The sequence below is a fragment of the Xanthobacter dioxanivorans genome, from assembly GCF_016807805.1.
Classification (GTDB): domain Bacteria; phylum Pseudomonadota; class Alphaproteobacteria; order Rhizobiales; family Xanthobacteraceae; genus Xanthobacter; species Xanthobacter dioxanivorans.
This window is the reverse complement of record NZ_CP063362.1, coordinates 4,268,468-4,290,436: the sequence shown is the minus strand read 5'-3', so window position 1 is coordinate 4,290,436 and position 21,969 is coordinate 4,268,468. Positions and strand designations below refer to the sequence as shown.

General features: G+C 69.1%; 17 protein-coding genes and 1 pseudogene. 7 read left to right on the top strand and 11 right to left on the bottom strand.

What is annotated here, in order from left to right; translation table 11 throughout:
• Positions 1 to 8: 8 nt before the first annotated feature.
• The 3 genes from EZH22_RS19970 to dnaE all read right to left on the bottom strand — a co-directional run bounded on the left by EZH22_RS19970 (position 9) and on the right by dnaE (position 5,491).
• Positions 9 to 1,010, bottom strand: a complete 1,002-nt coding sequence (locus tag EZH22_RS19970) for an AI-2E family transporter (protein ID WP_203192210.1) — start codon at positions 1,008 to 1,010, stop codon at positions 9 to 11.
• An 83-nt stretch (positions 1,011 to 1,093) separates the two neighbouring features.
• A complete protein-coding gene (locus EZH22_RS19965) occupies positions 1,094 to 1,918 on the bottom strand; it encodes a sulfotransferase family protein (protein ID WP_203192209.1) in 825 nt (274 codons plus the stop codon).
• Positions 1,919 to 2,038: 120 nt separating this feature from the next.
• On the bottom strand, positions 2,039 to 5,491 hold the full coding sequence (gene dnaE, locus EZH22_RS19960) for a DNA polymerase III subunit alpha (RefSeq protein WP_203192208.1): 3,453 nt from the start codon (positions 5,489 to 5,491) through the stop codon (positions 2,039 to 2,041).
• 249 nt (positions 5,492 to 5,740) lie between these two features.
• Here dnaE and EZH22_RS19955 point away from each other — a divergent pair, with 249 nt between their 5' ends.
• On the top strand, positions 5,741 to 6,178 hold the full coding sequence (locus EZH22_RS19955; protein WP_203192207.1) for an EamA family transporter: 438 nt from the start codon (positions 5,741 to 5,743) through the stop codon (positions 6,176 to 6,178).
• Between the two features lie 6 nt (positions 6,179 to 6,184).
• Here the strand turns inward: EZH22_RS19955 and EZH22_RS19950 are convergent.
• Positions 6,185 to 7,644: pseudogene (locus EZH22_RS19950) on the bottom strand (NAD(P)H-hydrate dehydratase).
• A 253-nt stretch (positions 7,645 to 7,897) separates the two neighbouring features.
• Between EZH22_RS19950 and EZH22_RS19945 the strand changes: the two are divergent.
• Positions 7,898 to 8,236, top strand: a complete 339-nt coding sequence (locus tag EZH22_RS19945; protein ID WP_203192206.1) for a P-II family nitrogen regulator — start codon at positions 7,898 to 7,900, stop codon at positions 8,234 to 8,236.
• 49 nt (positions 8,237 to 8,285) lie between these two features.
• Positions 8,286 to 9,695: a type I glutamate--ammonia ligase gene (gene glnA, locus EZH22_RS19940; RefSeq protein ID WP_203196649.1), complete on the top strand. Its 1,410-nt coding sequence runs from the start codon at positions 8,286 to 8,288 to the stop codon at positions 9,693 to 9,695.
• 121 nt (positions 9,696 to 9,816) lie between these two features.
• Here glnA and EZH22_RS19935 read toward each other — a convergent pair whose 3' ends face one another.
• Entirely contained in the window at positions 9,817 to 10,164 is a 348-nt protein-coding gene (locus EZH22_RS19935) for an AzlD domain-containing protein (RefSeq protein ID WP_203192205.1), read from the bottom strand.
• On the bottom strand, positions 10,161 to 10,904 hold the full coding sequence (locus tag EZH22_RS19930) for an AzlC family ABC transporter permease (RefSeq protein WP_231711061.1): 744 nt from the start codon (positions 10,902 to 10,904) through the stop codon (positions 10,161 to 10,163). The genes EZH22_RS19935 and EZH22_RS19930 overlap by 4 nt, the downstream gene beginning before the upstream one ends.
• 248 nt (positions 10,905 to 11,152) lie before the next feature.
• Between EZH22_RS19930 and pabB the strand changes: the two genes are divergently transcribed.
• From pabB to EZH22_RS19915, 3 genes are read left to right on the top strand one after another with little or no spacing between them, the layout of a single operon-like run.
• Positions 11,153 to 12,544 (top strand): aminodeoxychorismate synthase component I, encoded by a 1,392-nt coding sequence (gene pabB / locus EZH22_RS19925; protein ID WP_203192204.1) that lies wholly within the window; start codon positions 11,153 to 11,155, stop codon positions 12,542 to 12,544.
• Positions 12,541 to 13,332, top strand: coding sequence for an aminotransferase class IV (locus EZH22_RS19920; RefSeq protein ID WP_203192203.1), 792 nt, complete (start codon positions 12,541 to 12,543; stop codon positions 13,330 to 13,332). Before pabB ends, EZH22_RS19920 begins: the two co-directional genes overlap by 4 nt.
• Positions 13,332 to 13,883, top strand: coding sequence for a GNAT family N-acetyltransferase (locus EZH22_RS19915; protein ID WP_203192202.1), 552 nt, complete (start codon positions 13,332 to 13,334; stop codon positions 13,881 to 13,883). Before EZH22_RS19920 ends, EZH22_RS19915 begins: the two co-directional genes overlap by 1 nt.
• 249 nt (positions 13,884 to 14,132) lie before the next feature.
• Here EZH22_RS19915 and clpA read toward each other — a convergent pair whose 3' ends face one another.
• The 3 genes from clpA to EZH22_RS19900 form a co-directional block, all read right to left on the bottom strand.
• On the bottom strand, positions 14,133 to 16,583 hold the full coding sequence (gene clpA, locus EZH22_RS19910) for an ATP-dependent Clp protease ATP-binding subunit ClpA (RefSeq protein ID WP_203192201.1): 2,451 nt from the start codon (positions 16,581 to 16,583) through the stop codon (positions 14,133 to 14,135).
• A gap of 217 nt (positions 16,584 to 16,800) precedes the next feature.
• Complete coding sequence (gene clpS, locus EZH22_RS19905; protein ID WP_203196647.1) at positions 16,801 to 17,145, bottom strand: ATP-dependent Clp protease adapter ClpS; 345 nt, start codon at positions 17,143 to 17,145, stop codon at positions 16,801 to 16,803.
• Positions 17,146 to 17,578: 433 nt separating this feature from the next.
• Positions 17,579 to 17,938 carry a phasin family protein gene (locus EZH22_RS19900; protein WP_203192200.1) on the bottom strand — a complete coding sequence of 120 codons (360 nt, stop codon included), beginning with the start codon at positions 17,936 to 17,938 and terminating at the stop codon, positions 17,579 to 17,581.
• A 293-nt stretch (positions 17,939 to 18,231) separates the two neighbouring features.
• Between EZH22_RS19900 and EZH22_RS19895 the strand changes: the two genes are divergently transcribed.
• Positions 18,232 to 20,163, top strand: a complete 1,932-nt coding sequence (locus tag EZH22_RS19895) for a D-alanyl-D-alanine carboxypeptidase family protein (RefSeq protein ID WP_203192199.1) — start codon at positions 18,232 to 18,234, stop codon at positions 20,161 to 20,163.
• A 15-nt stretch (positions 20,164 to 20,178) separates the two neighbouring features.
• Here the strand turns inward: EZH22_RS19895 and EZH22_RS19890 are convergent, their stop codons facing one another.
• Both EZH22_RS19890 and EZH22_RS19885 read right to left on the bottom strand, forming a co-directional pair.
• Positions 20,179 to 20,895: a J domain-containing protein gene (locus EZH22_RS19890; RefSeq protein WP_203196646.1), complete on the bottom strand. Its 717-nt coding sequence runs from the start codon at positions 20,893 to 20,895 to the stop codon at positions 20,179 to 20,181.
• Between the two features lie 156 nt (positions 20,896 to 21,051).
• Positions 21,052 to 21,801: a vWA domain-containing protein gene (locus tag EZH22_RS19885; RefSeq protein WP_203192198.1), complete on the bottom strand. Its 750-nt coding sequence runs from the start codon at positions 21,799 to 21,801 to the stop codon at positions 21,052 to 21,054.
• Positions 21,802 to 21,969: the final 168 nt, after the last annotated feature.

Below are 21,969 nucleotides of genomic sequence, written 5' to 3'. Positions count from 1 at the left end.
GGGAGCGCTCAGGCCGCATCCGCCGGCGGCCGGCCGCTCTTGAAGGCGGCGAAGGCGAGCACCGTGAGCGGCGTCGCCAGCACGATGCCCATGACGCCGAAGAAATTGCCGAACGCGACCACCGCGAACAAGGTGACCGCCGGCGGCAGGGAAACCATGCGCTGCTGGAGCAGGGGGGTGATGATGTTGCTCTCCGTCTGCTGCACGATGACGAAGACCAGCAGCGTCCACAGGCCGGTATCCACCCCCAGCGTCAGGGCGATGAGCACCGCCGGCGCCGCCGAGACCACCGGCCCTACCATGGGCACGAACTCCGCCAGCCCCGCGAACAGGGCCAGCGCCAGCGACGAGGGCACGCCGACGATGCTGAGGCCGGCGAACGTCAACAGGCCCACCACCACCATGGCGATGAGCTGGGCCTTCAGGAAGTGCCTGAGATCGAGGGAAATGGCATCGAGCTTGTGCTCGACCGCCGGCCGCTCGTCCTTCGACCAGCAGGACAGGAACATGCGCCGGTAGAGATCCGGCGAGGCGGCGAAATAGATGCCGCCCACCACCACCAGGAACACGCCCAGCAGCACCTGGAATACGTTGGTGGTCACCCCCTGCACCGCGGAGATCAGCGTATCGCTGCTCGGCGCCGCCGCCTCCGCCCGCTTGATCAGGTCGCTGCCGAGGCCTTCCAGATGGAAGCGCTGCTCGAAGGCGGCCCAGGCGGCCGGCAGCTCGTTCAACAGCTCGGTGACCTGCGTCTGGATGGTGGAGCCGAACAGGTAGAGCGCCAGCCCGGTGCCGCCGAACGCGAGCAACGCCACCGGAAACACGGCGTAGCGCTCGGGACAGCGGGTCAGCCGCGCGAACGGCTCGGCCAACGCATGCAGGGCCAGCGACAGCAGGATCGCGGCGAACACCTGCAGAATGACGTCGATGATCTTGAAGGAGAAATAGGCCAGGGCGAGCACAACGCAAGCCACGGCGACGCGCCGTGCCACCAGCCAGTCGGAAGCCATGATCCCCCTCGCGCTCCTGTCGCCGCCCGCGGGCAGTATAGGGCCCGGGTCGCCGCCCGCCACCGGAGTGTTTGACGCCCGCCTCAGAACGGGCGGAAGACAGCCGAGACGAAATCGAGGGTCCGGCAGGCGGCCTTGTCGTGGGGATCCTCGATCAGGCGCGTCATGGCATCCAGCGTCCGCGCCGCGAGGAAGCCCCGCCAGGAGGTGCTCTTCGGCGGCGCCAGCGCGTGGTGACGCAGCGTCGGCTTCAGCGTGCCGTCGATCTCCGCGACGCCTTCGGCGGAGAGCGTGGGCCAGGGCGCGCCGAGCTGGGCCTCGGCGCGGGCCATGGTGCCCTTCCAGTCGGCCATCAGCTCGTCGAAGGCGATGACCGTGCGGGGCTGGCCGCGGGTCGCCCGCTCGGCGTCGAGGGTGTAGCGCAGCCAGATGCCGAGGCCCTTGGCGGCTGAGAAGCCATCGCGCTTGGTGACCGAGGCCGCCACTTCCACCGGGTTGCGCAGCGCCAGCACCGGTGAGATGCGGTAGCCGGCCTCTTCCAGCACCGGCCGGTAGATGCCCATCAGGCGCGAGATGCGCGGGTCCTTGAGGACGATGGCGGGCGCGCCGCCATATTCCTCGGCGATGGCGCGGCGCACCTCGCCGGTCAAGCCGCGCCGTTGCGCCACGTCCACCAGGTCGGCGGCCATGGCCTTGCGCGACGACCACTTGTGGCCGCAGGCCTTCAGGATGCGCTCGTCGAGGTCCATGAAGACCTCCGATTCCCAGAATCCGGCCTCGTTGGCCTCGGTGGCGGCCATCAGCGTCTTGGGCGCGGAGAAGCCCATGAGGTTGATGATGCGGGTCAGGGCCGATGTCCCGCTGCGATGCATGCCGAGCACCAGGACGGCGCGCTTGTCGAGTGTCACACGTGCTTCCTCGAATGGCGTGACGCGGCCGGGCCGGCCGCCCTCCAGCCCATCCCGTCGGAGATCCGGCGAGAGCGGCCGAGGGTCGCTCTCATTTCGCCTGATGCCATAAACTTACTGTCACGCGGCTTCAACCGCCACGACGCCGGGAATCGCCTTGATGGCACCGGCGATCTGCGGCGAAACGGGGTATTTGCCGGGCAGGCTCACCTCCACCTCGGCCTTGGCGTCCTCCATCAGCAGGATGAGGCTCACGTCGCCGGAGCCCGCCTCCCCCGCCTTGCCGTCGCTGAGGCGGCGGGCGATGCCCTCGATGGGCTCGGGCGAGCGCAGGAAGATGCGCAGCCCCTTCTGGTGGCGGGCGGTGACCGGGTCCAGCCGTTCGCACGAATTGATGCGCACGCGCACATCCTCGCCGTTCAGCTCGGCGGCGACCATCATGAGCAGCGGCGTGCCGGGCTCCAGCAGATCGCGAAAGTGCGCGAGGCCTTCGGAGAAGATCACCGCCTCATAGTGGCCGGAGGGGTCGGAAAGGCCGACGATGCCCATGCGCGTGCCGGACTTGGTGCGCCGCTCCTGCTTCGAGACCACCGTCGCCGCGAGGCGCCCCGCCGCCGCGCCGGAGCGCACGGCCCGGGCGAAATCGGAGAAGGCCTGCACCCGCATCTTCTTCAGCGCATCCGCATAATCGTCCAGCGGATGGCCGGTGAGGAAAAAGCCGATGGTGTCGTATTCTCGCTGCAAGCGCTCGGAGGGCAGCCAGGGCGCCACGTCCGGAATGGGCAGGGCGGCGGCGGAGGGACCCGAGCCGAACATGTCGTTCTGGCCGGATTGGGCATTGGCCTCCACGCGCTGCGCCTCGGCCACGATGGAATCGATGGCGGCGAACGCGCGGGCGCGATTCTTCTCCAGGACGTCGAAGCAGCCGGCGGCCATCAGGCTCTCCAGCGTGCGCTTGTTGACGAGCTTGACCGGCAGGCGGCAGGCGAAATCGGAAAAGTCGCGGAACGCCCGCTCCCCACGCGCCGCCACCAGGGCCTCCACCGCCGCGCCGCCCACGCCCTTGATGGCGGCCATGGCGTAGATGATCTTGCCGTCCTTCACCGCGAACTCGCGGGCGGACAGGTTGATGTTGGGCGGCACCACCTCGATGCCCAGCCGCTGCGCCTCCTGCCGGAATTCCGCGAGCTTGTCCGTGTTGCCCATGTCGAGGGTCATGGAAGCAGCGAGGAACTCGGTGGGATAATTCGCCTTCAGCCACGCCGTCTGGTAGGCGACGAGGGCATAGGCGGCGGCGTGGGACTTGTTGAAGCCGTAGTCGGCGAACTTGGCCAGCAGGTCGAAGATGGTGTCGGCCTGCGCCTTCTCGATGCCCCGCCCGGCGGCGCCGGAGACGAAGCGCTCGCGCTGCTTCTCCATCTCGGCGCGGATCTTCTTGCCCATGGCGCGGCGCAGAAGGTCGGCTTCGCCCAGCGAGTAGCCCGCCATAGCCTGGGCGATCTGCATCACCTGTTCTTGGTAGATGATGACGCCGAACGTCTCCTTCAGGTACGGCTCCAGCATGGGATGGAGATAGTCGGGCTGGGCGCGGCCGTGCTTGCAGTCGCAATAGACCGGGATGTTGGCCATGGGGCCGGGCCGGTAGAGGGCGACGAGGGCGATGAGGTCCTCGACCCGGTCGGCCTTCATGTCCACAAGGGCGCGGCGCATGCCCGCGCTTTCCACCTGGAACACGCCCACCGTCTCGCCCTTGCCCAGCATGGCGTAGGTCTTGGGGTCGTCGAGGGGGATCTTGGAGATATCGAGCTCGATGCCGCGCTGGTGGACCAGCTTCACCGCCTTGTCGATGGTGGTCAGCGTCTTCAGGCCGAGGAAGTCGAACTTCACCAGCCCCGCCTGCTCCACCCACTTCATGTTGTACTGGGTGACCGGCATGTCGGACTTGGGATCGCGATAGAGCGGCACCAGCTCGTGGAGCTGGCGGTCGCCGATCACGATGCCCGCCGCATGGGTGGAAGCGTGGCGGTTGAGGCCCTCGAGGCGCACGGCGATGTCGAAGGCGCGCTTGACCACCTCCTCCTGGTCGCGGGTCGCCTGGAGGCGCGGCTCATCCTCGATGGCCTGCTTGAGGGTGACGGGATTGGCCGGGTTCTGCGGCACCAGCTTGCAGAGCTTGTCCACCTGCCCGTAGGGCATTTCCAGCACGCGTCCCACGTCGCGCAGCACGCCGCGCGCCTGGAGCGTGCCGAAGGTGATGATCTGCGCCACCTGCGCCCGGCCGTAGCGCTCCTGTACGTAATGGATCACCTCGTCGCGGCGCTCCTGGCAGAAGTCCACGTCGAAGTCGGGCATGGACACGCGGTCCGGATTCAGGAAGCGCTCGAACAGCAGGCCGAAGCGCAGCGGGTCAAGGTCGGTGATCTGCAGCGAATAGGCGACCAGCGAGCCGGCGCCGGAGCCGCGCCCCGGCCCCACCGGAATGTCATGGGCCTTGGCCCACTTGATGAAGTCCGACACGATGAGGAAGTAGCCGGGGAACTTCATCTTGGTGATCACGGAGAGCTCGTAGGCGAGCCGCTCCTCGTAGACCTTGACGTCGAGGCCCGGCGCGGGCCCGTGCTTGGCGAGGCGCTGGGCGAGACCCTCCCGCGCCTGCCGCTCCAGCTCCGCCGCCTCCTCCGCCAGGGGGTCCCCATGGCCGCCGCCGGAGGTGAAGCGCGGCAGGATGGGCTTTACCGTCCGCACCCGATAGGCGCAGCGCCGGGCGATCTCCACCGTGTTGGCCGTGGCCTCGGGCAGGTCGGCGAACAGCTCCAGCATCTCCTTGCGGGTCTTGAAGCGGTGCTCGGCCGTCAGCCGCCGCCGGTCACCCTCGGCCACGAGGCGGCCTTCGGCGATGCACAGGAGGGCGTCGTGGGCCTCATAGTCGGTCTGGCTGGCGAAGAAGGGCTCGTTGGCGGCCACCAGCGGGACGCCCTTCGCATAGGCGAGTTCGAGCAGGCCGGCTTCCGCGAGGCGCTCGGCGTCGGTCTCATGGCGCTGGACCTCCACGTAGAGCCGGTCGCGGAAGAGCGAGGCGAGCAGGTCGAGCCGCTCCGCCGCCAGCTCCGGGTGGCCGCTGACGAGGGCCTTGTCGAGGGGGCCGGCGGGGCCGCCGGTCAGGGCGATGAGGCCGTCGCTCGCCTCGGCGAGCCAGTCGACAAGGATGCGCGGCTCGTCCTCGCTGGCGGTCTCCAGGAAAGCGCGGGACACCAGCTTCATCAGGTTGCGCCAGCCCGGCTCCGACTGGGCCAGCAGAACGATGCGCGGCCGCTTCGGCCGGATCGCCCCGCGCGGCCCGGGCGGGTCCGGCAGATCGAGCGCGAGGGAGACGCCGGCGATGGGCTGGATGCCCGAGCCCGACATCTTCTCGGAGAATTCCAGGGCGCCGAAGAGGTTGCCGGTGTCGGTCAGGGCGATGGCCGGCTGCGCGTCCGCCTTCACCAGGTCGGCCAGCTTGCCGATGGAAAGCGCCCCCTCCAGCAGCGAGTAGGAGGAATGGACGTGCAGGTGGATGAAGCCGGGATCGGACATGGGGTCTCGGTGTGGGGCGAGTCGGGCGCCCCGCAGGATAGCGCGATTTCCGCGCAGGCGGTCCGCCACCGTGGAGAGGGCGCCGGCCACCCCCGCTATCTACAGGCGTCGGCGCCTCTTTGGAATTTGGCCGGAAGCCTTTCCGCCCGTCATGGCCGGGATCGTCCCCGGCGCCTTTCTGACGCCCTCACCCATTGCCACCGGCGCGAAAATCTCCGACACCGCCCCCACGGGAAAGGCAGGCCGGGCATGTTCAGGTCCTTCATCGGCAGCTGGCAGTTCTGGGCGCTCGGGTCGGCGGCCTTTGCCGCGCTGACCGCCATCTTCGCCAAGGTGGGGGTCGCGGGCGTCCATTCGGATCTGGCGACCTTCCTGCGGACCCTCGTCATCCTCGCCCTCGTCGCCACCATGGTGTGGATCGGCGGCACCTGGCAGCCACCGGCGAAGATTCCTGGCCGGACCTGGCTGTTCCTGGTGCTGTCCGGCCTCGCCACCGGAGCCTCCTGGCTGTGCTACTTCCGCGCCCTGAAGGCAGGCGACGCCGCCCGCGTGGCGCCGGTGGACAAGCTCAGCGTGGTGCTGGTGGCGATTTTCGGCGTCGTCTTCCTGGGCGAGCGCCTGTCGGCGGCGGCGGCGCTCGGCGTTGCCCTCATCGCGGCCGGGGCGGTGCTGGTGGCGGTGGGCTGATCCACATCAGGCGCCGAGCCTATCGTACAGCTCGGCATAGACCGCGCGCAGCGCCTCCGGCAGGTCGTCGGCCACGAGGCCGGGCCCGGCGCTGCGCGCCGCCTGCCCGTGCAACCACACCGCCGCGCAGGCGGCGTCGAAGGTGGGCATGCCCTGCGCCAGCAGGCCGGTGGCGATCCCCGCCAGCACGTCGCCGGCACCGGCGGTGGCGAGCCAGGCCGGCGCATTCTCGGCGATGGCGGCCCGTCCGTCTGGGGCGGCCACCACCGTGTCCGGCCCCTTGAGCACCACCACCGCGCCGAGCCGGACGGCGGCCGCGCGCGTGCGCGCGAGCTTGGACGGAGCTTCCAGCACCTGCGGATCGCCACGGAACATGCGGGCGAACTCGCCCTCATGGGGCGTGACGATCAAACCGTCGGTGCGCGCGGCGATGGCGGCGAGCGCCCAGGGCACGCCGGCATAGCTGGTGAGGGCGTCGGCATCGAGCACCAGCCGGCGGCCGGGGCGGCGATCTCGATCTTCTCCCGCGTCGCCGCGCCGGAGCCGAGGCCGGGGCCGAGCACCACCGTGCCGAGCCTGCGATCGGACAGAAGGCCGGCCAGGGCTGGCGCATCCTCGACGGGGCGCGGCATCAGCGCCGCATAGGAGGCGGCATGCAGCGCCAGCGCATCGGGCGGGCAGGCGACCGTGACCAGCCCCGCCCCGGCGCGCAGCGCCCCGCGGGCGGCGAGCCGGGCGGCGCCGCAGGTCCACGGGCCGCCGCTCACCACCACCGCATGGCCACGGTCATATTTGTGGCCCATGGCCGCCGGCAGCGGAAAGGCATCCCGCCACAGATCCGGCATGTTCACGAAGGTCGCCGGGCGGATGACCGCCAGAGCCTCGTCGGGAATGCCGATATCGGCGACCCGCACCCGGCCGCACAGGCTGCGCCCGGGTTCCAGCAGGTGGCCGGGCTTGCGGCGGAAGAAGGTGACCGTCTCCTTCGCCGGCGCCGCGGCTCCCCGCACCTTGCCCGTCGCCCCGTCGAGCCCCGACGGGAGGTCCACCGCGACAACCGGCCGCCCCGAGGTCGCCATGCGCTGCACCAGCGCCTTCGCCGCGCCGTCGAGATCGCGCGTCAGGCCGGCGCCGTAGAGGGCATCCACAATGACGCCCGCATCGGTGAGGTCGAGGACCGCCGGCTCCTCCACCGGGCCGCGCCAGCGCTCCGCGGCGCGCCGGGCATCGCCGGCGAGCTGCGCCACCGTGCCCAGCAGCGCCACGCGCACCCTGAAGCCGCGCTGGGTCAGCACGCGCGCCGCGACGAAGCCGTCGCCGCCATTGTTCCCCGGCCCGCAGAGCACCACCACGCGCGTGGAGAGTGGAAAGCGCGCCACCGCATCGGCGACGGCGGTACCGGCGCGCTCCATCAGCGTAAAGGATGGAATGCCCATCTCGACGGCGTAGCGGTCGGCCCGGGCCATTTCCTGTGGATCGAGAAGTGCGTGCACGAACAGACCCCCTGCCCCCAATATGTTCAGTTGATGCCCACAAAGTGCACGTCGCCCCGTGCGCACTCGCCTAAAATATTGTCACTCAGCCTATTTCATAATCATAAGCAGCGCTGCTCCTCGGCGGCGCCCGGCATGGGCACATGGGCCGGTTCATGGCACATATCCTGCTTTAATGGTGCCGGCTTGACCATGCGGCGGTGGCCCGGCCCGGGAGATGGAGCGGATGAAGAAGATCGAGGCAATCATTAAGCCCTTCAAGCTCGACGAGGTGAAGGAAGCCCTCCAGGACGTGGGTCTGCAAGGCATTACCGTCACCGAGGCGAAGGGCTTCGGCCGGCAGAAGGGCCATACCGAGCTCTACCGCGGCGCGGAATATGTGGTGGACTTCCTGCCCAAGGTGAAGATTGAGGTGGTCCTCTCCGACGATATGGTAGACAGGGCCGTCGAAGCCATTCGCCGGGCCGCCCAGACCGGGCGTATCGGCGACGGAAAGATCTTCGTATCCTCAATCGAGGAGGCGATCCGCATCCGCACCGGCGAATCCGGCCTCGACGCGATCTGACGCGTCCAATAAAAACCTGCAGGCCAGCAGAAAGGTACAACCCATGACAATCAAGACGGCCAAGGACGTCCTCGACACCATCAAGGCCGAGGACGTGAAGTACGTCGATCTGCGCTTCACCGATCCGCGCGGCAAGTGGCAGCATGTTACCTTTGACATCAGCATGGTCGATGACGAGTTCCTGACCGAGGGGACCGCCTTCGACGGGTCGTCCATCGCCGGCTGGAAGGCGATCAACGAGTCCGACATGCTGCTGATGCCGGATCCGGCGACGACCTGCATCGATCCCTTCTTCTCCGAGACCACCCTCTCGATCGTCTGCGACGTGCTGGAGCCGACCACCGGCCAGCCCTACGGCCGCGACCCGCGCTCCATCGCGAAGAAGGCCGAGGCCTACGCCAAGTCCACCGGCATCGGCGACGCCGTGTATTTCGGTCCCGAGGCCGAGTTCTTCATCTTCGACGACGTCCGCTTCAAGGCGGACCCGTACAACACCGGCTTCAAGCTCGACTCCATCGAGCTGCCGACCAATGGCGACACCGAGTATGAGGGCGGCAACCTCGGCCACCGGGTGAAGACCAAGGGCGGCTACTTCCCCGTGCCCCCCATCGACTCGGCGCAGGACATGCGCTCGGAGATGCTCGCCGCCATGGCGAAGATGGGCGCCAAGGTCGAGAAGCACCACCACGAGGTGGCTTCCGCCCAGCACGAGCTCGGCCTCAAGTTCGGCCCGCTGGTGACCATGGCCGACCACCTTCAGGTCTACAAGTACTGCATCCACCAGGTGGCCAACATCTACGGCAAGACGGCGACCTTCATGCCGAAGCCGGTGTTCGGCGACAACGGCTCGGGCATGCATGTCCACCAGTCCATCTGGAAGGAAGGCAAGCCCCTGTTCGCCGGTGACAAGTATGCGGACCTCAGCGAATACTGCCTGTGGTACATCGGCGGCATCATCAAGCATGCCAAGTCGCTGAACGCCTTCACCAACCCGCTGACCAACTCCTACAAGCGCCTGGTCCCGGGCTATGAGGCCCCGGTGTTGCTCGCCTATTCGGCGCGCAACCGCTCGGCCTCCTGCCGCATTCCGTACACCAACAATCCGAAGGCCAAGCGCGTCGAGGTCCGCTTCCCCGATCCGGGCGCGAACCCCTACCTCGCCTTCGCGGCCCTGTTCATGGCCGGCATGGACGGCATCCTGAACCGGATCGACCCCGGCTCCGCCATGGACAAGGACCTGTACGACCTGCCGCCGGCCGAGCTGAAGCAGATCCCCACCGTGTGCGGCTCGCTGCGCGAGGCCCTCGCCTCCCTCGAGGCGGACCACGACTACCTGCTCAAGGGCGACGTGTTCCAGAAGGACTTCATCGAGTCCTACATCGAGCTGAAGATGACCGAGGTGATGCGCTTCGAGATGACGCCGCACCCGGTCGAATTCGAGATGTACTATTCGGTCTGATCGACCGCCGGGTCCGGCGTCTGCGCCGGACCTTGCCTTTTCGGGACCATCCCGTCTTCGTGAACTTCTCCAGCTGGGGCGCCCTCACCGGTGCCCCTTCTTTTTGCCCGGGTGCCCGCCCTCAATGGCCGAGCATGAGGCTGCCGGCGATCAGGATCGCCTCGCCCGCCACCACCCCGGCGAAGATGGAGCGCCGCACCAGCATGAACGCCGCGACCCCGCCGACCACGGCGCCGATCCGCAAGGCGAGGGGCATGTCGGCGAGCACACCGGTGGGCGCGAACAGGAGCCGAGCCACCACGGCCGCGAGCAAGGCGGTGGCCACCGCCTTCACCCAGTGGAGGAGCGCGCTGCCCTCCTCCACCCGCCGCCCGGCCAGGATGGCGAGGGAGCGCCAGATCTCGGTGGGCAGGAAGCCGACGAGGATCACCACCAGCAGGGCCGAGCCTTCGGTCCAGCCGCCGCTCATCGCCGCCGCTCCCAAAGCCGGCCCAGCCCATAGGCGAGCGTGCCCCCGCCGATGCCGGCGATCAGCAGGTCGAGGCCCCCCTCGAAGTGGAGGGTCAGCGGCATGATCAGGAGGCCGGCGGCGAGGGCGAGCCAGTCGGTGGGCGTCGCCGCATTGCGCACCATCAGCACCGTAAAGGACAGGGGCGTGAGCAGCAGCAGCCCGGCGGCCAGCGGCACCGGCACCTCGGAGGCCACATGGTAGCCGGTGAGCGTGCCGAGGAGACTGATACCGATCAGCGCATTCCCCAGCCCCAGCACGAAGGGAACGCGCGCCTCGCCCGGCAGGCGGGGCAGCAGGCGAAGACCTTCGAGCCAGACCGTCATGGCGACATAATGGGCACAGATCAGCTCGGCCGGCAGGCTGCGGCGGGTGCCGCGCATATGGGGCGCGATGGACACCACCATGGGCAGGAGGCGCATGGAGGACAGCGCCACGGCGAGCGCGAGGGCCGGCAGCGCCGTGCCGGACACCAGGCCGCCGATCAGGATGAGCTGCGCCGGCAGGGCCCATATGAGAAAGGTGGAGGCGAGCCCGGCGAACAGCGGAAAGCCGACGCTCTGCAGCACCGCGCCGAAGCCGAGATAGCTGGCGAACAGAACCAGGGCCGGCACGGAGAGCGCGTGCCCGGCGCCGCGCAGGAACCAGGCGGCCGGCGCGTGGTGCTCCCGGTGCGGAGAGGAGTGAGCTGGGCTGGACACACGGCACTCGTGGCTGGGGAGGGGCTGTGGCGAGCGGTCGCAGACGGCGATCCGTCCCTGCCATAGCACCAAGCCGCCCGGCCACGGAACCGCGCTCAGCGCAGAGGTCGGCAAAAGGGCATGCGCGGCCCCACGCGTGACGCCCACGGCGGCAATGGAAGATCCGCGCCCGCCCGATTGCCCCCCCGATTGCCCCCGTCGTCCCGGAACGCCATCTTGGGCCCAGCGTCTCGAATCGGTCGCCTGCCGTGCTCATCGTTGAAATCCCGTACCGCGACCCGTTCGCCGCCTTCCACGCCTTCGCCGGTGCGCCCCATTGCGCCTTCCTCGACAGCGCCGCCCCGGGCGACCCGCGGGCGCGCTGGTCCTACATCGCGGCCGACCCGTTCCAGGTGATCGCCTCGGATGCGGCCGGCGTCACGGTGGACGGCGCGCGGGTCGCGGGAACGCCGTTCGACGTCCTCGCCCAGGTGCTCGCCGCCTGCCCGCTCGCGCCGGTGCCCTCCCCGGTGCCGTTCCGCACCGGGGCCGTCGGCTTCCTCGGCTACGAGCTCGGCCGGCACCTGGAGCGGTTGCCCCCGCCCCGCCCGGCGTCACCGGCCCTGCCGGAGATGGTGCTCGGCCTCTATGACACGATCCTGGCCTTCGACCGGCAGGCCCAGCGCGCCTATCTCCTCTCCAGCGGCCTGCCGAAGACGGGCAGCGCCGGGGAGGCCCGCGCCCGGCGGCGAGCGGACGAGATGATCGAGCGCCTCGCCGGCGCGCCGGCCGCGGCACCGCCCGCCGACTTCACCCGGCGCGGCCACTTCAAGCCCGATCAGCCGCGCGCAAAGGTGGAGGCCTCCATCGCCCGGGTGATCGAGTACATCCACGCCGGCGACATCTTCCAGGCCAACCTCACCCAGCAGATGCGGGCACCGGTGCCGGACGGCCTGCCGGACCTCGCCCTTTACGCCCGCCTGCGCGCGCTGAGCCCGTCGCCCTTCGCCGCCTTCCTGCGCTGCGGGGCCGACATGAGCGTGCTCAGCGCCTCGCCCGAGCGCTTCCTCTCGCTCGCGCCCGACGGCCGGGTGGAGACGCGGCCCATCAAGGGCACCCGCCCGCGCGGGGCGGACCCGGCCGAGGATGCGGCCCTGGCGGCGGAGCTTCTGGCCTCGCCGAAGGACCGGGCCGAGAACCTGATGATCGTGGACCTGCTGCGCAACGACCTCTCCCGCGTATCGCAGGTGGGCAGCGTGAAGGTGCCGGTGCTGTGCGGCCTGGAGACCTTCGCCAGCGTTCATCACCTCGTCTCGGTGGTGGAGAGCCGGCTGAAGGCCGGTCTCGGCCCGGTGGACCTGCTGAAGGCCTGCTTTCCCGGCGGCTCCATCACCGGCGCGCCGAAGATCCGCGCCATGGAGATCATCCACGAGCTGGAACCCACGCCGCGCGGGGTCTATTGCGGCTCGGTGGCCTGGATCGGCTTTGACGGCGCCATGGATTCCTCCATCGTCATCCGCACCATCACCCGCAAGGGCGATACCCTGCTCGCCCAGGCGGGGGGCGGCATCGTCGCGGATTCCGATCCCGCCGCCGAATATGAGGAGAGCCTCGTGAAGCTCTCGCCCTTGCTGCGCGCGCTGTCCGGGGACATGCGATGAAACTCTGGCTCTCCGGCGCGCTGGTGGAGGAGGCGCAGGCGTGCGTCTCGCCCCTCGACCGCGGCTTCACCCTGGGCGACGGCCTGTTCGAGACCCTGCGGGTGAAGGCCGGCGCGATCCTGCGACGCGAGGCACATCTCGCGCGCCTCGCCGCCGGCGCGCGGGTGCTGGGCCTTGCCCTGCCCGCCGCCGGCCTCGGCGCGGCTCTCTCGGCCACGGCGGAGGCGAACGCCCTCTCCGATGGCGTGCTGCGCCTCACCATTACGCGCGGCATGGGCCCACGCGGGGTGCTGCCCCCGGCGGCTCCGGTGCCCACCGTCGTCATCACCGCCGCTCCCCTGCCGCCGCCTTCGCCACCGGCGCGCCTCGTGATCGCCGAGGGCACGCGGCGCAACGAGCGCTCGCCCCTGTCGCGGGTCAAATCCCTGAACTATCTCGACAACATCCTCGCCCGGCAGGAGGCCGCCGGGTGGGGCGCCGACGACGCGGTTCTCCTCAACACGCGGGACCGGGTGGCCGAGACCTCCATCGCCAACCTGTTCGCGGTGCTCGGCGGGGAGCTGGTGACGCCGCCCTTGTCGGAAGGCGTGCTGCCGGGGGTGATGCGGGCCGCAGTGCTGGCCGAGGGCGCCATCGAGCGGCCGATCACCCTCGCGGAGCTGGTGACGGCGAGCGAGATCTTCCTCACCTCTGCCCTCGGCATCCGCTCCGTCCGGGCGCTGAAGGGCCGGGATCTTCCGGGCTTTGGGGTGGCGGAGCGCCTGCGCGGGCGCATCGTCGGCGCGTGATGGCGTCCCTGCCCGCCTTCGCCACCCAACGCCTGCGGCTGCGCCCCTGGCGTTCCTCCGACCGTGACTGGCTGTGGCGCATGCAGTCCAACCCCGCCACCATGGAATTCCTCATGCCAGTGCCCGACCGCGCCGCGAGCGACGCGGTGGCGGACCGGGCAGAGGCGCATTTCACCCGGAACGGCTTCGGGCTGTGGGTCGTGGAGGTGCCGGGCGTCACCGACTTCGCCGGCTATGCCGGGCTGGTTCACGTGCCTTATGAGGAGCACTTCACGCCGGCCGTGGAGATCGGCTGGCGCTTCGACCCCGCCTTCTGGGGCCATGGCTATGCCACCGAGGCGGCGCGCGCCTGCCTTGGCTACGGCTTCGGGCCGCTGGGGCTGGAGGAAATCGTCGCCATCACCGTCCCCGCCAACCGCCGCTCGCGGGCGGTGATGGAGCGGCTCGGCATGACGCAGGTGGACGGTGGCGATTTCGACCTGCCCTCCATCCCCGAGGGCCACCCCCTGCGCCGGCAGGTGCTCTACCGGCTGCGGGGCGGGCAGGGATGAGCGTGGACGAGCCCGAGCCGGGGACGGACCGCCGATGACGATACGCTCGCGGCACGCACCGTGAGGTTCACGGCACGCTGACGGTTCGACCGCGGGGCGTCATCCCGCCTTCGCTCGGCCCGGCGCGCGCCTGTTGAAAATGCGCCGGAGCCGGTCGACGACTGAAGCGACCTTGCCCGCGCTCCCTCGGGTGCAAACGAAAAGAGGCGGCCGAAGCCGCCTCTTGCCCGATTGTGGACGGCGAAGGTGTCAGGCCTTCACCAGTGGCAGCTTCGGCACCGGGCTGCCGGAGCGGCCCGAGCCACCCGGCTTGGGGCCGCCCTTCGGCGACGGCCGGCCCGGCTTGGCGGACTTCGCCTTGCTGGCCGGCTTGCGCCGCTTGGCCGGAGCCGCGACGATCTTGTCCGGCTTGGGGGTGACGGGGCCTTCGGGGAACTCGAAGCCGAGCTTCGACTCCTTGCCTTCGCCCTCCACCACCACGCGGACATGCCCGCCGTTCTTGAGCGCGCCGAACAGCACCAGGTCGGCGAGCGGGGTCTTGATGAACTCCTGGATCACGCGGGCCATGGGCCGCGCGCCCATCTGCTCGTCGTAGCCGCGATCCACCAGCCAGGTGCCCGCCTCGTCGGAGAGCTCGATGGTGACATTGCGATCCGCCAGCTGGGCTTCCAGCTGGAGCACGAACTTCTCCACCACCTGGGTGATGATGTCCGTGCTGAGGTGGCCGAACGCGATCACCGCGTCGAGCCGGTTGCGGAACTCCGGCGCGAAGGTGCGGTTGATGGCCTCCGAATCGTCGCCCTCGCGCTTGCTGCGGGTGAAGCCGTAGGCCGGCTTCGACAGGTCCGCCGCGCCTGCGTTCGTGGTCATGATGAGAATCACGTTGCGGAAGTCGATCTGCTTGCCGTTGTGGTCGGTCAGCTTCCCGTGGTCCATCACCTGCAGCAGGATGTTGAAGAGGTCCGGATGGGCCTTCTCGATCTCGTCCAGCAGCAGCACGCAATGCGGGTTCTGGTCGACGCCGTCGGTGAGCAGGCCGCCCTGGTCGAAGCCCACATAGCCGGGAGGCGCGCCGATCAGGCGGCTCACGGTGTGGCGCTCCATGTACTCCGACATGTCGAAGCGCAGGAGCTGCACGCCGAGAACGGAGGCCAGCTGCTTGGCCACCTCGGTCTTGCCGACGCCGGTGGGGCCGGAGAACAGGTAGCTGCCGATGGGCTTCTCCGGCTCCCTGAGGCCCGCGCGGGCGAGCTTGATGGAGGCGGCGAGCGCATCGATGGCCTTGTCCTGCCCGTAGACCACGCGCTTGAGGGTGGTCTGCAGGTTGCCGAGGACCTCTGCATCGTCCTTGGAGACGGTCTTGGGCGGGATCCGCGCCATGGTGGCGATGGTCGCCTCGATCTCCTTCAGGCCGATGGTCTTCTTGCGCTTGGCCTCCGGCAGCAGCATCTGCGCCGCGCCGGACTCGTCGATCACGTCGATCGCCTTGTCCGGCAGCTTGCGGTCATGGATGTAGCGGGCCGAGAGCTCCACCGCGGCCTTGATGGCCTCGTTGGTGTAGCGCAGCTTGTGGTAGTCCTCGAAGCAGGGCTTCAGGCCCTTCAGGATCTCGATGGCATCGGCCACGGAGGGCTCGGCCACGTCGATCTTCTGGAAGCGGCGGACCAGCGCCCGGTCCTTCTCGAAATACTGACGGTATTCCTTGTAGGTGGTGGAGCCCATGCACCGCAGGGAGCCGGAGGCGAGCGCCGGCTTCAGCAGGTTGGACGCGTCCATGGCCCCGCCCGAGGTTGCACCCGCGCCGATGACGGTGTGGATCTCGTCGATGAACATGATCGCGTTCGGATAGGCCTCGATCTCCTTCACCACCTGCTTGAGGCGCTCCTCGAAATCACCGCGATAGCGCGTGCCGGCGAGCAGCGCGCCCATGTCGAGGGAGAAGACGGTGGCGGTGGCGAGCACCTCCGGTACGTCGCCGTCATTGATCCGCTTGGCGAGGCCCTCGGCGATGGCGGTCTTGCCCACGCCGGGGTCGCCCACGAACAGCGGGTTGTTCTTCTGCCGGCGGCAGAGCACCTGGATGGTGCGCTCGATCTCCTTGTCGCGGCCGATGAGGGGATCGATCTTGCCCTCGTGCGCCTTCTTGTTGAGGTTCACGCAATAGGCATCGAGGGCATCGGCCTTCTTCTTGGTGTCGTCGCCGGCCTTGGTTTCCGTCTCCTCGTCGGCGCCGCGCACGGGGCGGCTCTCCGACATGCCGGAGCGCTTGGCGATGCCGTGGGAGATGTAGTTGACCGCATCGTACCGCGTCATGTCCTGCTCCTGCAGGAAATAGGCGGCGTGGCTCTCGCGCTCGGCGAAGATGGCGACCAGCACGTTGGCCCCGGTCACCTCCTCGCGGCCGGACGACTGCACATGGATCACCGCGCGCTGGATGACGCGCTGGAAACCCGCGGTGGGCTTGGAATCGTCGGAGCCGGACTGGACGAGATTCTCCAGTTCCGTGTCCACGTATTCGATGAGATTGCGACGAAGCTTCTCCATGTCCACGTTGCAGGCCCGCATCACGGCCGCAGCGTCCTGGTCATCGACCAGGGAGAGAAGCAGATGCTCGAGGGTCGCGTATTCGTGGTGGCGTTCGTTGGCGAGGGCCAGAGCGCGATGGAGCGACTGTTCGAGGCTGCGAGAGAATGTAGGCATCGACACCTCTTTCGCGCATCGCTCCCGGCCTGGATGACCCCCGCGGCTTTAAGGAGCGTGTGCACCATTCACACAAACTTCGTACCGGATGCCGCAGTGCGCAAGTCCCTCATTTGCCGGAAACGCCTCCCCGCCCCTTCCCGCTGCCCCTTGCCGCCTTGCTGCTACGCCGCGCCCAGCCTCGGCTTGCACCGGGTTCAGGCACGCTTCGAGCCGACTACTTTTTTTCCATCACGCACTGGAGGGGGTGCTGATGCTTGCGGGCGAAGTCCATCACCTGGGTCACCTTGGTCTCCGCGACCTCGTAGGTGAAGACGCCGCACTCGCCGACGCCATGATGGTGCACATGGAGCATGATGCGGTTGGCCTCCTCGCGGTTCTTGTTGAAGAACCGCTCCAGCACATGCACCACGAATTCCATGGGCGTGTAGTCGTCGTTCAGCAGCAGCACGCGATAAAGGCTCGGCCGCTTGGTCTGCGGCTTGGTGCGGGTGATGACGGCGGTGCCGGGGCCGTCGCCGCGCCTTGGCTTGTCCGGCCCGGCCATCTTGGCGGGGCGCATCGACTGGCGCGAAGAAATCAAAAGGGAAGTATGCATGATGTCCGTCGCGCGCTGTCCCGCGCCTCCAGCTGACGCTTGGAGCGAGGCGCAGGTCCAATGGGCTGGAATATAGGAAACGTGACGCTTTTGCGCCAGTGCCGGCCGGCGCGAAAGCCGCTCCGCATGGGCGCGTCCATTCCCCGCGCATCCATCCGGCCCGCGCCGAAGACGCGCCCTCGCGCGGCGTCGCCATGGCAGGCAAGCTTCAGGGTGCGGTCGGGACGATGCTCGTCGGCACGGATGCGGAGCCTGCAAAAAAGCGGAGCTCGAAAAAATAAAGGGCCCGAATGGATCGGACCCTGGATCGCCGGCGCTGCGTAACGCGAGACTGCGCCTTCTGCGAATGTGACCGGTCGGGGGAGACGCTACGAAAGACAGCCCCGACCGTTCCGGGTCACTGAGTGACCTTGAAAGGCGTCTCGAAGGGCTTGTACGCGCCGAAGCTGCTCTCGAAGGGCTTGTAAGCCTCTTTCGCCAGCTCGGTGTAGAGTTCGCCGATCTTGGTGGCCTGGGCCACGGCGCCCTCATAAGCCGACTTCAGATAGGTCTGCTGGATCTCGATGGCCTGCTCGAGGGTCTTGGCGCCGAGCAGCTTCTCGAGGGCAGCGGTGCCCTGCTCGAAGGAGGTCTTGGTGTAATCCGCGATCTCAACCGCGATCGCCTGGGCGCTCTTGGAGAGCGTGCCGAAGCTCTTCACAGCGGCTTCGATGTTGTCCTTGCTGAGCTTCTGCAGCTCTTCCGGGCTCTGAACCATGGGTGTCCCCTTTGCTTGCCGGCCTGACGCTCCGGCCTCGCGTCGAGCGGATTATCGCTCCGCTCAGTTGTGGATATTATGCACTGCACCATAGAAGTCAAGCGATTTTGTGCACCGCACAATATGGCAGTGACGCCCGGTTTACGCCTTGGTAACTCCGCGTTTCTACGGTCAGAGCCTGGTCGCTTCCTCAAGCTCTCGGTGCGACGCAAAAGCCTCGGTCAAGGCTCGTCGACCAAACGGGCGCGGGAAATGGTTCGAATTCTGCGACCGACGATACGGGGCACACGTAGATGCGTACATCGTCCGCCGGCCTTCCTTTCGCTGCGAAAGCCCTTGCTTTCGCGGTGCTCGCGGCCTTTTCCCTGACCGCGACCCTGGCCGAAGCGAAGCCGCGCAAGAAGACCTACGTGGAGCGCTCCCGGGACCGCTCGAAGGCGAAGCCCACGTCGAGCGCATCCGCGGCCGCCCGCGAGGACGCCGGCCGCTGGCATTACGGTTCTTCCGCCATCATCGTGGACGCGAATACCGGCAAGGTGCTCTACGAGGACAATGCGGACGCCTTGCGACATCCTGCCTCAGTCACCAAGATCATGACCCTCTATCTGCTGTTCGAGCAGTTGGAGGCCGGCGCTCTCAAGCTCGACAGCCCCCTCGACGTCTCGGCCAAGGCGGCCTCGCAGCAGCCATCCAAGCTCGGCGTGCGGCCGGGGTCCACCATCGAGGTGGAGGACGCCATCAAGGCGCTGGTCACCCGCTCGGCCAATGACGTGGCGGTGGTCATCGCGGAGAATCTCGGCGGTTCGGAATCCGACTTCGCCGACATGATGACGCGCAAGGCCCGCGCCCTCGGCATGAGCCGCACCGTGTTCCGCAACGCCTCCGGCCTGCCGAACCCGAACCAGGTGACCACGGCGCGCGACCTCTCCATTCTCGGCCGCGCCATCCAGGACCGTTTCCCCAAGCAATACAAGTACTTCTCGACCCGCACCTTTTATTACCGCGGTCAGGCCATTGGCAATCACAACCGCCTGCTCGGGCGGATCGAGGGCGTGGACGGCATCAAGACCGGCTACACCCAGGCCTCCGGCTTCAACCTCGTCACCTCGGTCAAGCGCGACGGCCGCTTCCTTGTGGGCGTGGTGCTGGGCGGGTCCAGCGCCGGCTCGCGTGACGCACGCATGACCAGCCTGATCAGCCAGAACCTGTCCGTCGCCTATGCCGGCATGCGCACCGCGCCGAGAGTCACCGAGGTGGCGGAGGCCGCGATCCCGGTGAGCACCGCCTCCATCTTCCCGGCGCCGAAGCCGGTGGCCGTCGCCCGCACCGAGGAGATGCCACACGCCGTGGCGCCCCTGCCCAAGCCGCAGGTGGCGGAGCTCGCCCCGGAGCCGGTGACCACTGCTTCGCTCGGCGGCGCCGGCGGCAAGGTGCAGCCCGGCTCGTCGGAGCCGATCCGCCCGGTCACGGTGAAGACCGTCTCCATCTCCCGCACGACCGCCTCCGCCTCCGCCGCGGCGGCTCCTGCTCCTGCCCCTGCCCCCACGCCCGCGCCGGCCGTCGCCATGGCCCCCGCGAACCCCGGAACGCCGAAGGGCGTGCTCGGCTATCTCGGCCCGTCGGGTGCCGCGCTCTCGCCCGCCGCCGCCGCCGCGCAGGCGGCCGCCGAGGGTCGCTCCCGCAACACCCATCCGAAGACCGCGGATGCGGCACCGGCCGTCGCGCCCGCGTCCAAGGACCAGACCCGCTATGCCCCGCCGGCGCCGCGCGCCGCGCCCGATGCCTCCGAACAGGCGCTGCGCGCCGCGCGCATCGCCGCCATGGAGCCGGACGACCCCTACGCCCGGACCCTGCGCGCCGCACAGTCGACGTCCGGAAGCTCGGCGGCGGCAAAGCCCGTGCGCACCGCCTCCCTCGCCCCGATGGCGGTGTCGTCGGCCCCGGCCGCCCCGGCTCCGGCACGGACCGCCGCGGTCACGCATTCCGGTTGGCAGATCCAGATCGGCGCCTTCGGCGGCGAGCGCGAGGCTCGGGCCAAGCTGGATGCCGCCAAGGCCCGGGCCAAGTCCATCCTCGGCGGCGCCGACGGCTTCACGGAGAAGGTGGCGAAGTCCGGCTCCGACCTCTACCGCGCCCGCTTCGCCGGCCTCAGCGAGAAGTCGGCCCGCGAGGCCTGCCGTTTACTCAAGCGTAACGACTTCGACTGCATGACTATTAGGAATTGAAGTCGCGCGCGAGAATCAGGCATGTTTGCTCAAGATCACGTCCTTGGCTCGATTGATCTTCGCCGCCAGATAGCTGGATCCGCCATGATCGGGGTGGAACTTCTTCATCAGGTCCCGGTGAGTCGCGCGGACGCTGGCAGCGTCCGCTCCCGGCTGAAGGCCAAGGACCTGATAGGCTTCCTCTTCGGTCATCGTGCCGCTGTCCGCGGCCGCGCGGCCCATGTTCCCGCCACCCGCGTCGCCCTGCGCGTGTTCACGCCAGGCGGGCGCCCGGCGGTCGAGATAAGCTTCGAGTAAAGCAAGGGACTGCGCGTCGCACATGGCGCGCAGGGCGAGCAGCTCCGGCACATCCACCGTATCCAGCCCGCGTCCCGCATAAGGCCCGGCCACGATCTGGCCACTCATCGCCCCCGTGGCATGATCGAGCTGCATTTCCAGGACCGCCGTGCGCACCCGCGACGTGCGGCCGGCCCGCCGCTTGCGGAACAGGCTTCCGAGAAGGCCCCCCACCCCGTTCGGGTCGAGCCGGCCGAGCAGGGCGATGCCCACCACCGCGAGTGGCACGGCCGCGGTGAAGCGGCCCATGGCCAGCGCGCCCACCGCACCCAGCATGGCGGCATAGGCCAGCGAGCGCATGAGGATGGCGGCGAGCACCTTGGGATCGCTCTTGGTCCATACCTTCAGGCCGTAGAGGCCGATGGCCAGCAACAACGCCCCGGCGATCAGGCTGATCACGCAAAACTCCTTCTCATGCCATCGGCGCCGGTCTTCGACCGGCGCCGGGTGGATTTTGCTCCGGCGCCGCGCGGCTCAGGCAGGACCCAATGAGCCGAGCTTATCGGCCCTTGAGATCGGGCGGGCAACGGCAGGCACCGATCCGCGCCCGGCTCAGCGGCCGGCGCCACCGGTGCCCAATGCCGCAAGCAGATGCCGCGCGCCCGCATCATTGCGCGCGGACAGGGCGGGACGCCCGCCCGCCGCATAAGCGGCGACGGCGGCGAGCAGCTGGCGCAGCTCCGCCGCCGCCCGGGCGTCGAAGTGGCAATAGGCGCCGCCGGTGACCGCCGCAAGCCGGCGGAACACCTCCTCGACACGGGTGTCATCGCCTTCCTGGAACATGAACAGGCGCACGCCGCGCAGGGCCAGCTGGCCGGCCGCGGCATCGAGCGTGGCCACGTCCTCCTCCAGCGCGTCGCCGACGAACACCGCCGCCTTGAGGCCCGAACGCTCCGCCTCCCGCGCCAGATGGCCGAGCACCCGGTGGATCTGGGTGAGGCCGGGCAGGCAGGAGATGCGGCGCATCAGGCCGCCGAGGGTCGCAGCGTCGCGCACGAAGGGCGAGGCCCGGCATTCGCTGCCGCCGCGATAATAGACGATCTGCATGTCCAGCCCGCCATGGGCGGATGCGGCCGCGAACATGTCCGCCTGGATGTCGCAGGCGAGCGTCCAGGTGGGCTGCCGCGACCCGGTGGCATCCAGCGCGAAGGCGAGGCGCCCGCGCCCGTCGGCCGGTCGCGCCGGCGGCATGGCACGGGCGGCGGCGAGGAAGCGCTCCACCTCGTCGGCGCGCGACACCTGCGCGCCCTGATCCTGCTTCAGCGGCACGCCTGTGCCGGATGTCCCGTCCCGCTTGCCCATCTCGACCTCTTTTTCCACACATAGGCCGACGCCGACGCGGAACCAAGGGGCGGCCGACGGCGGGGCCTTGCGATGCGGCGCGCGCGAAGACGGTTGATGACGACGGGACGACGCCCTATCTCCTCTCCGCGGCGGCACCGAGCGCGGGCCGCCACGGCGAGGGCTGGG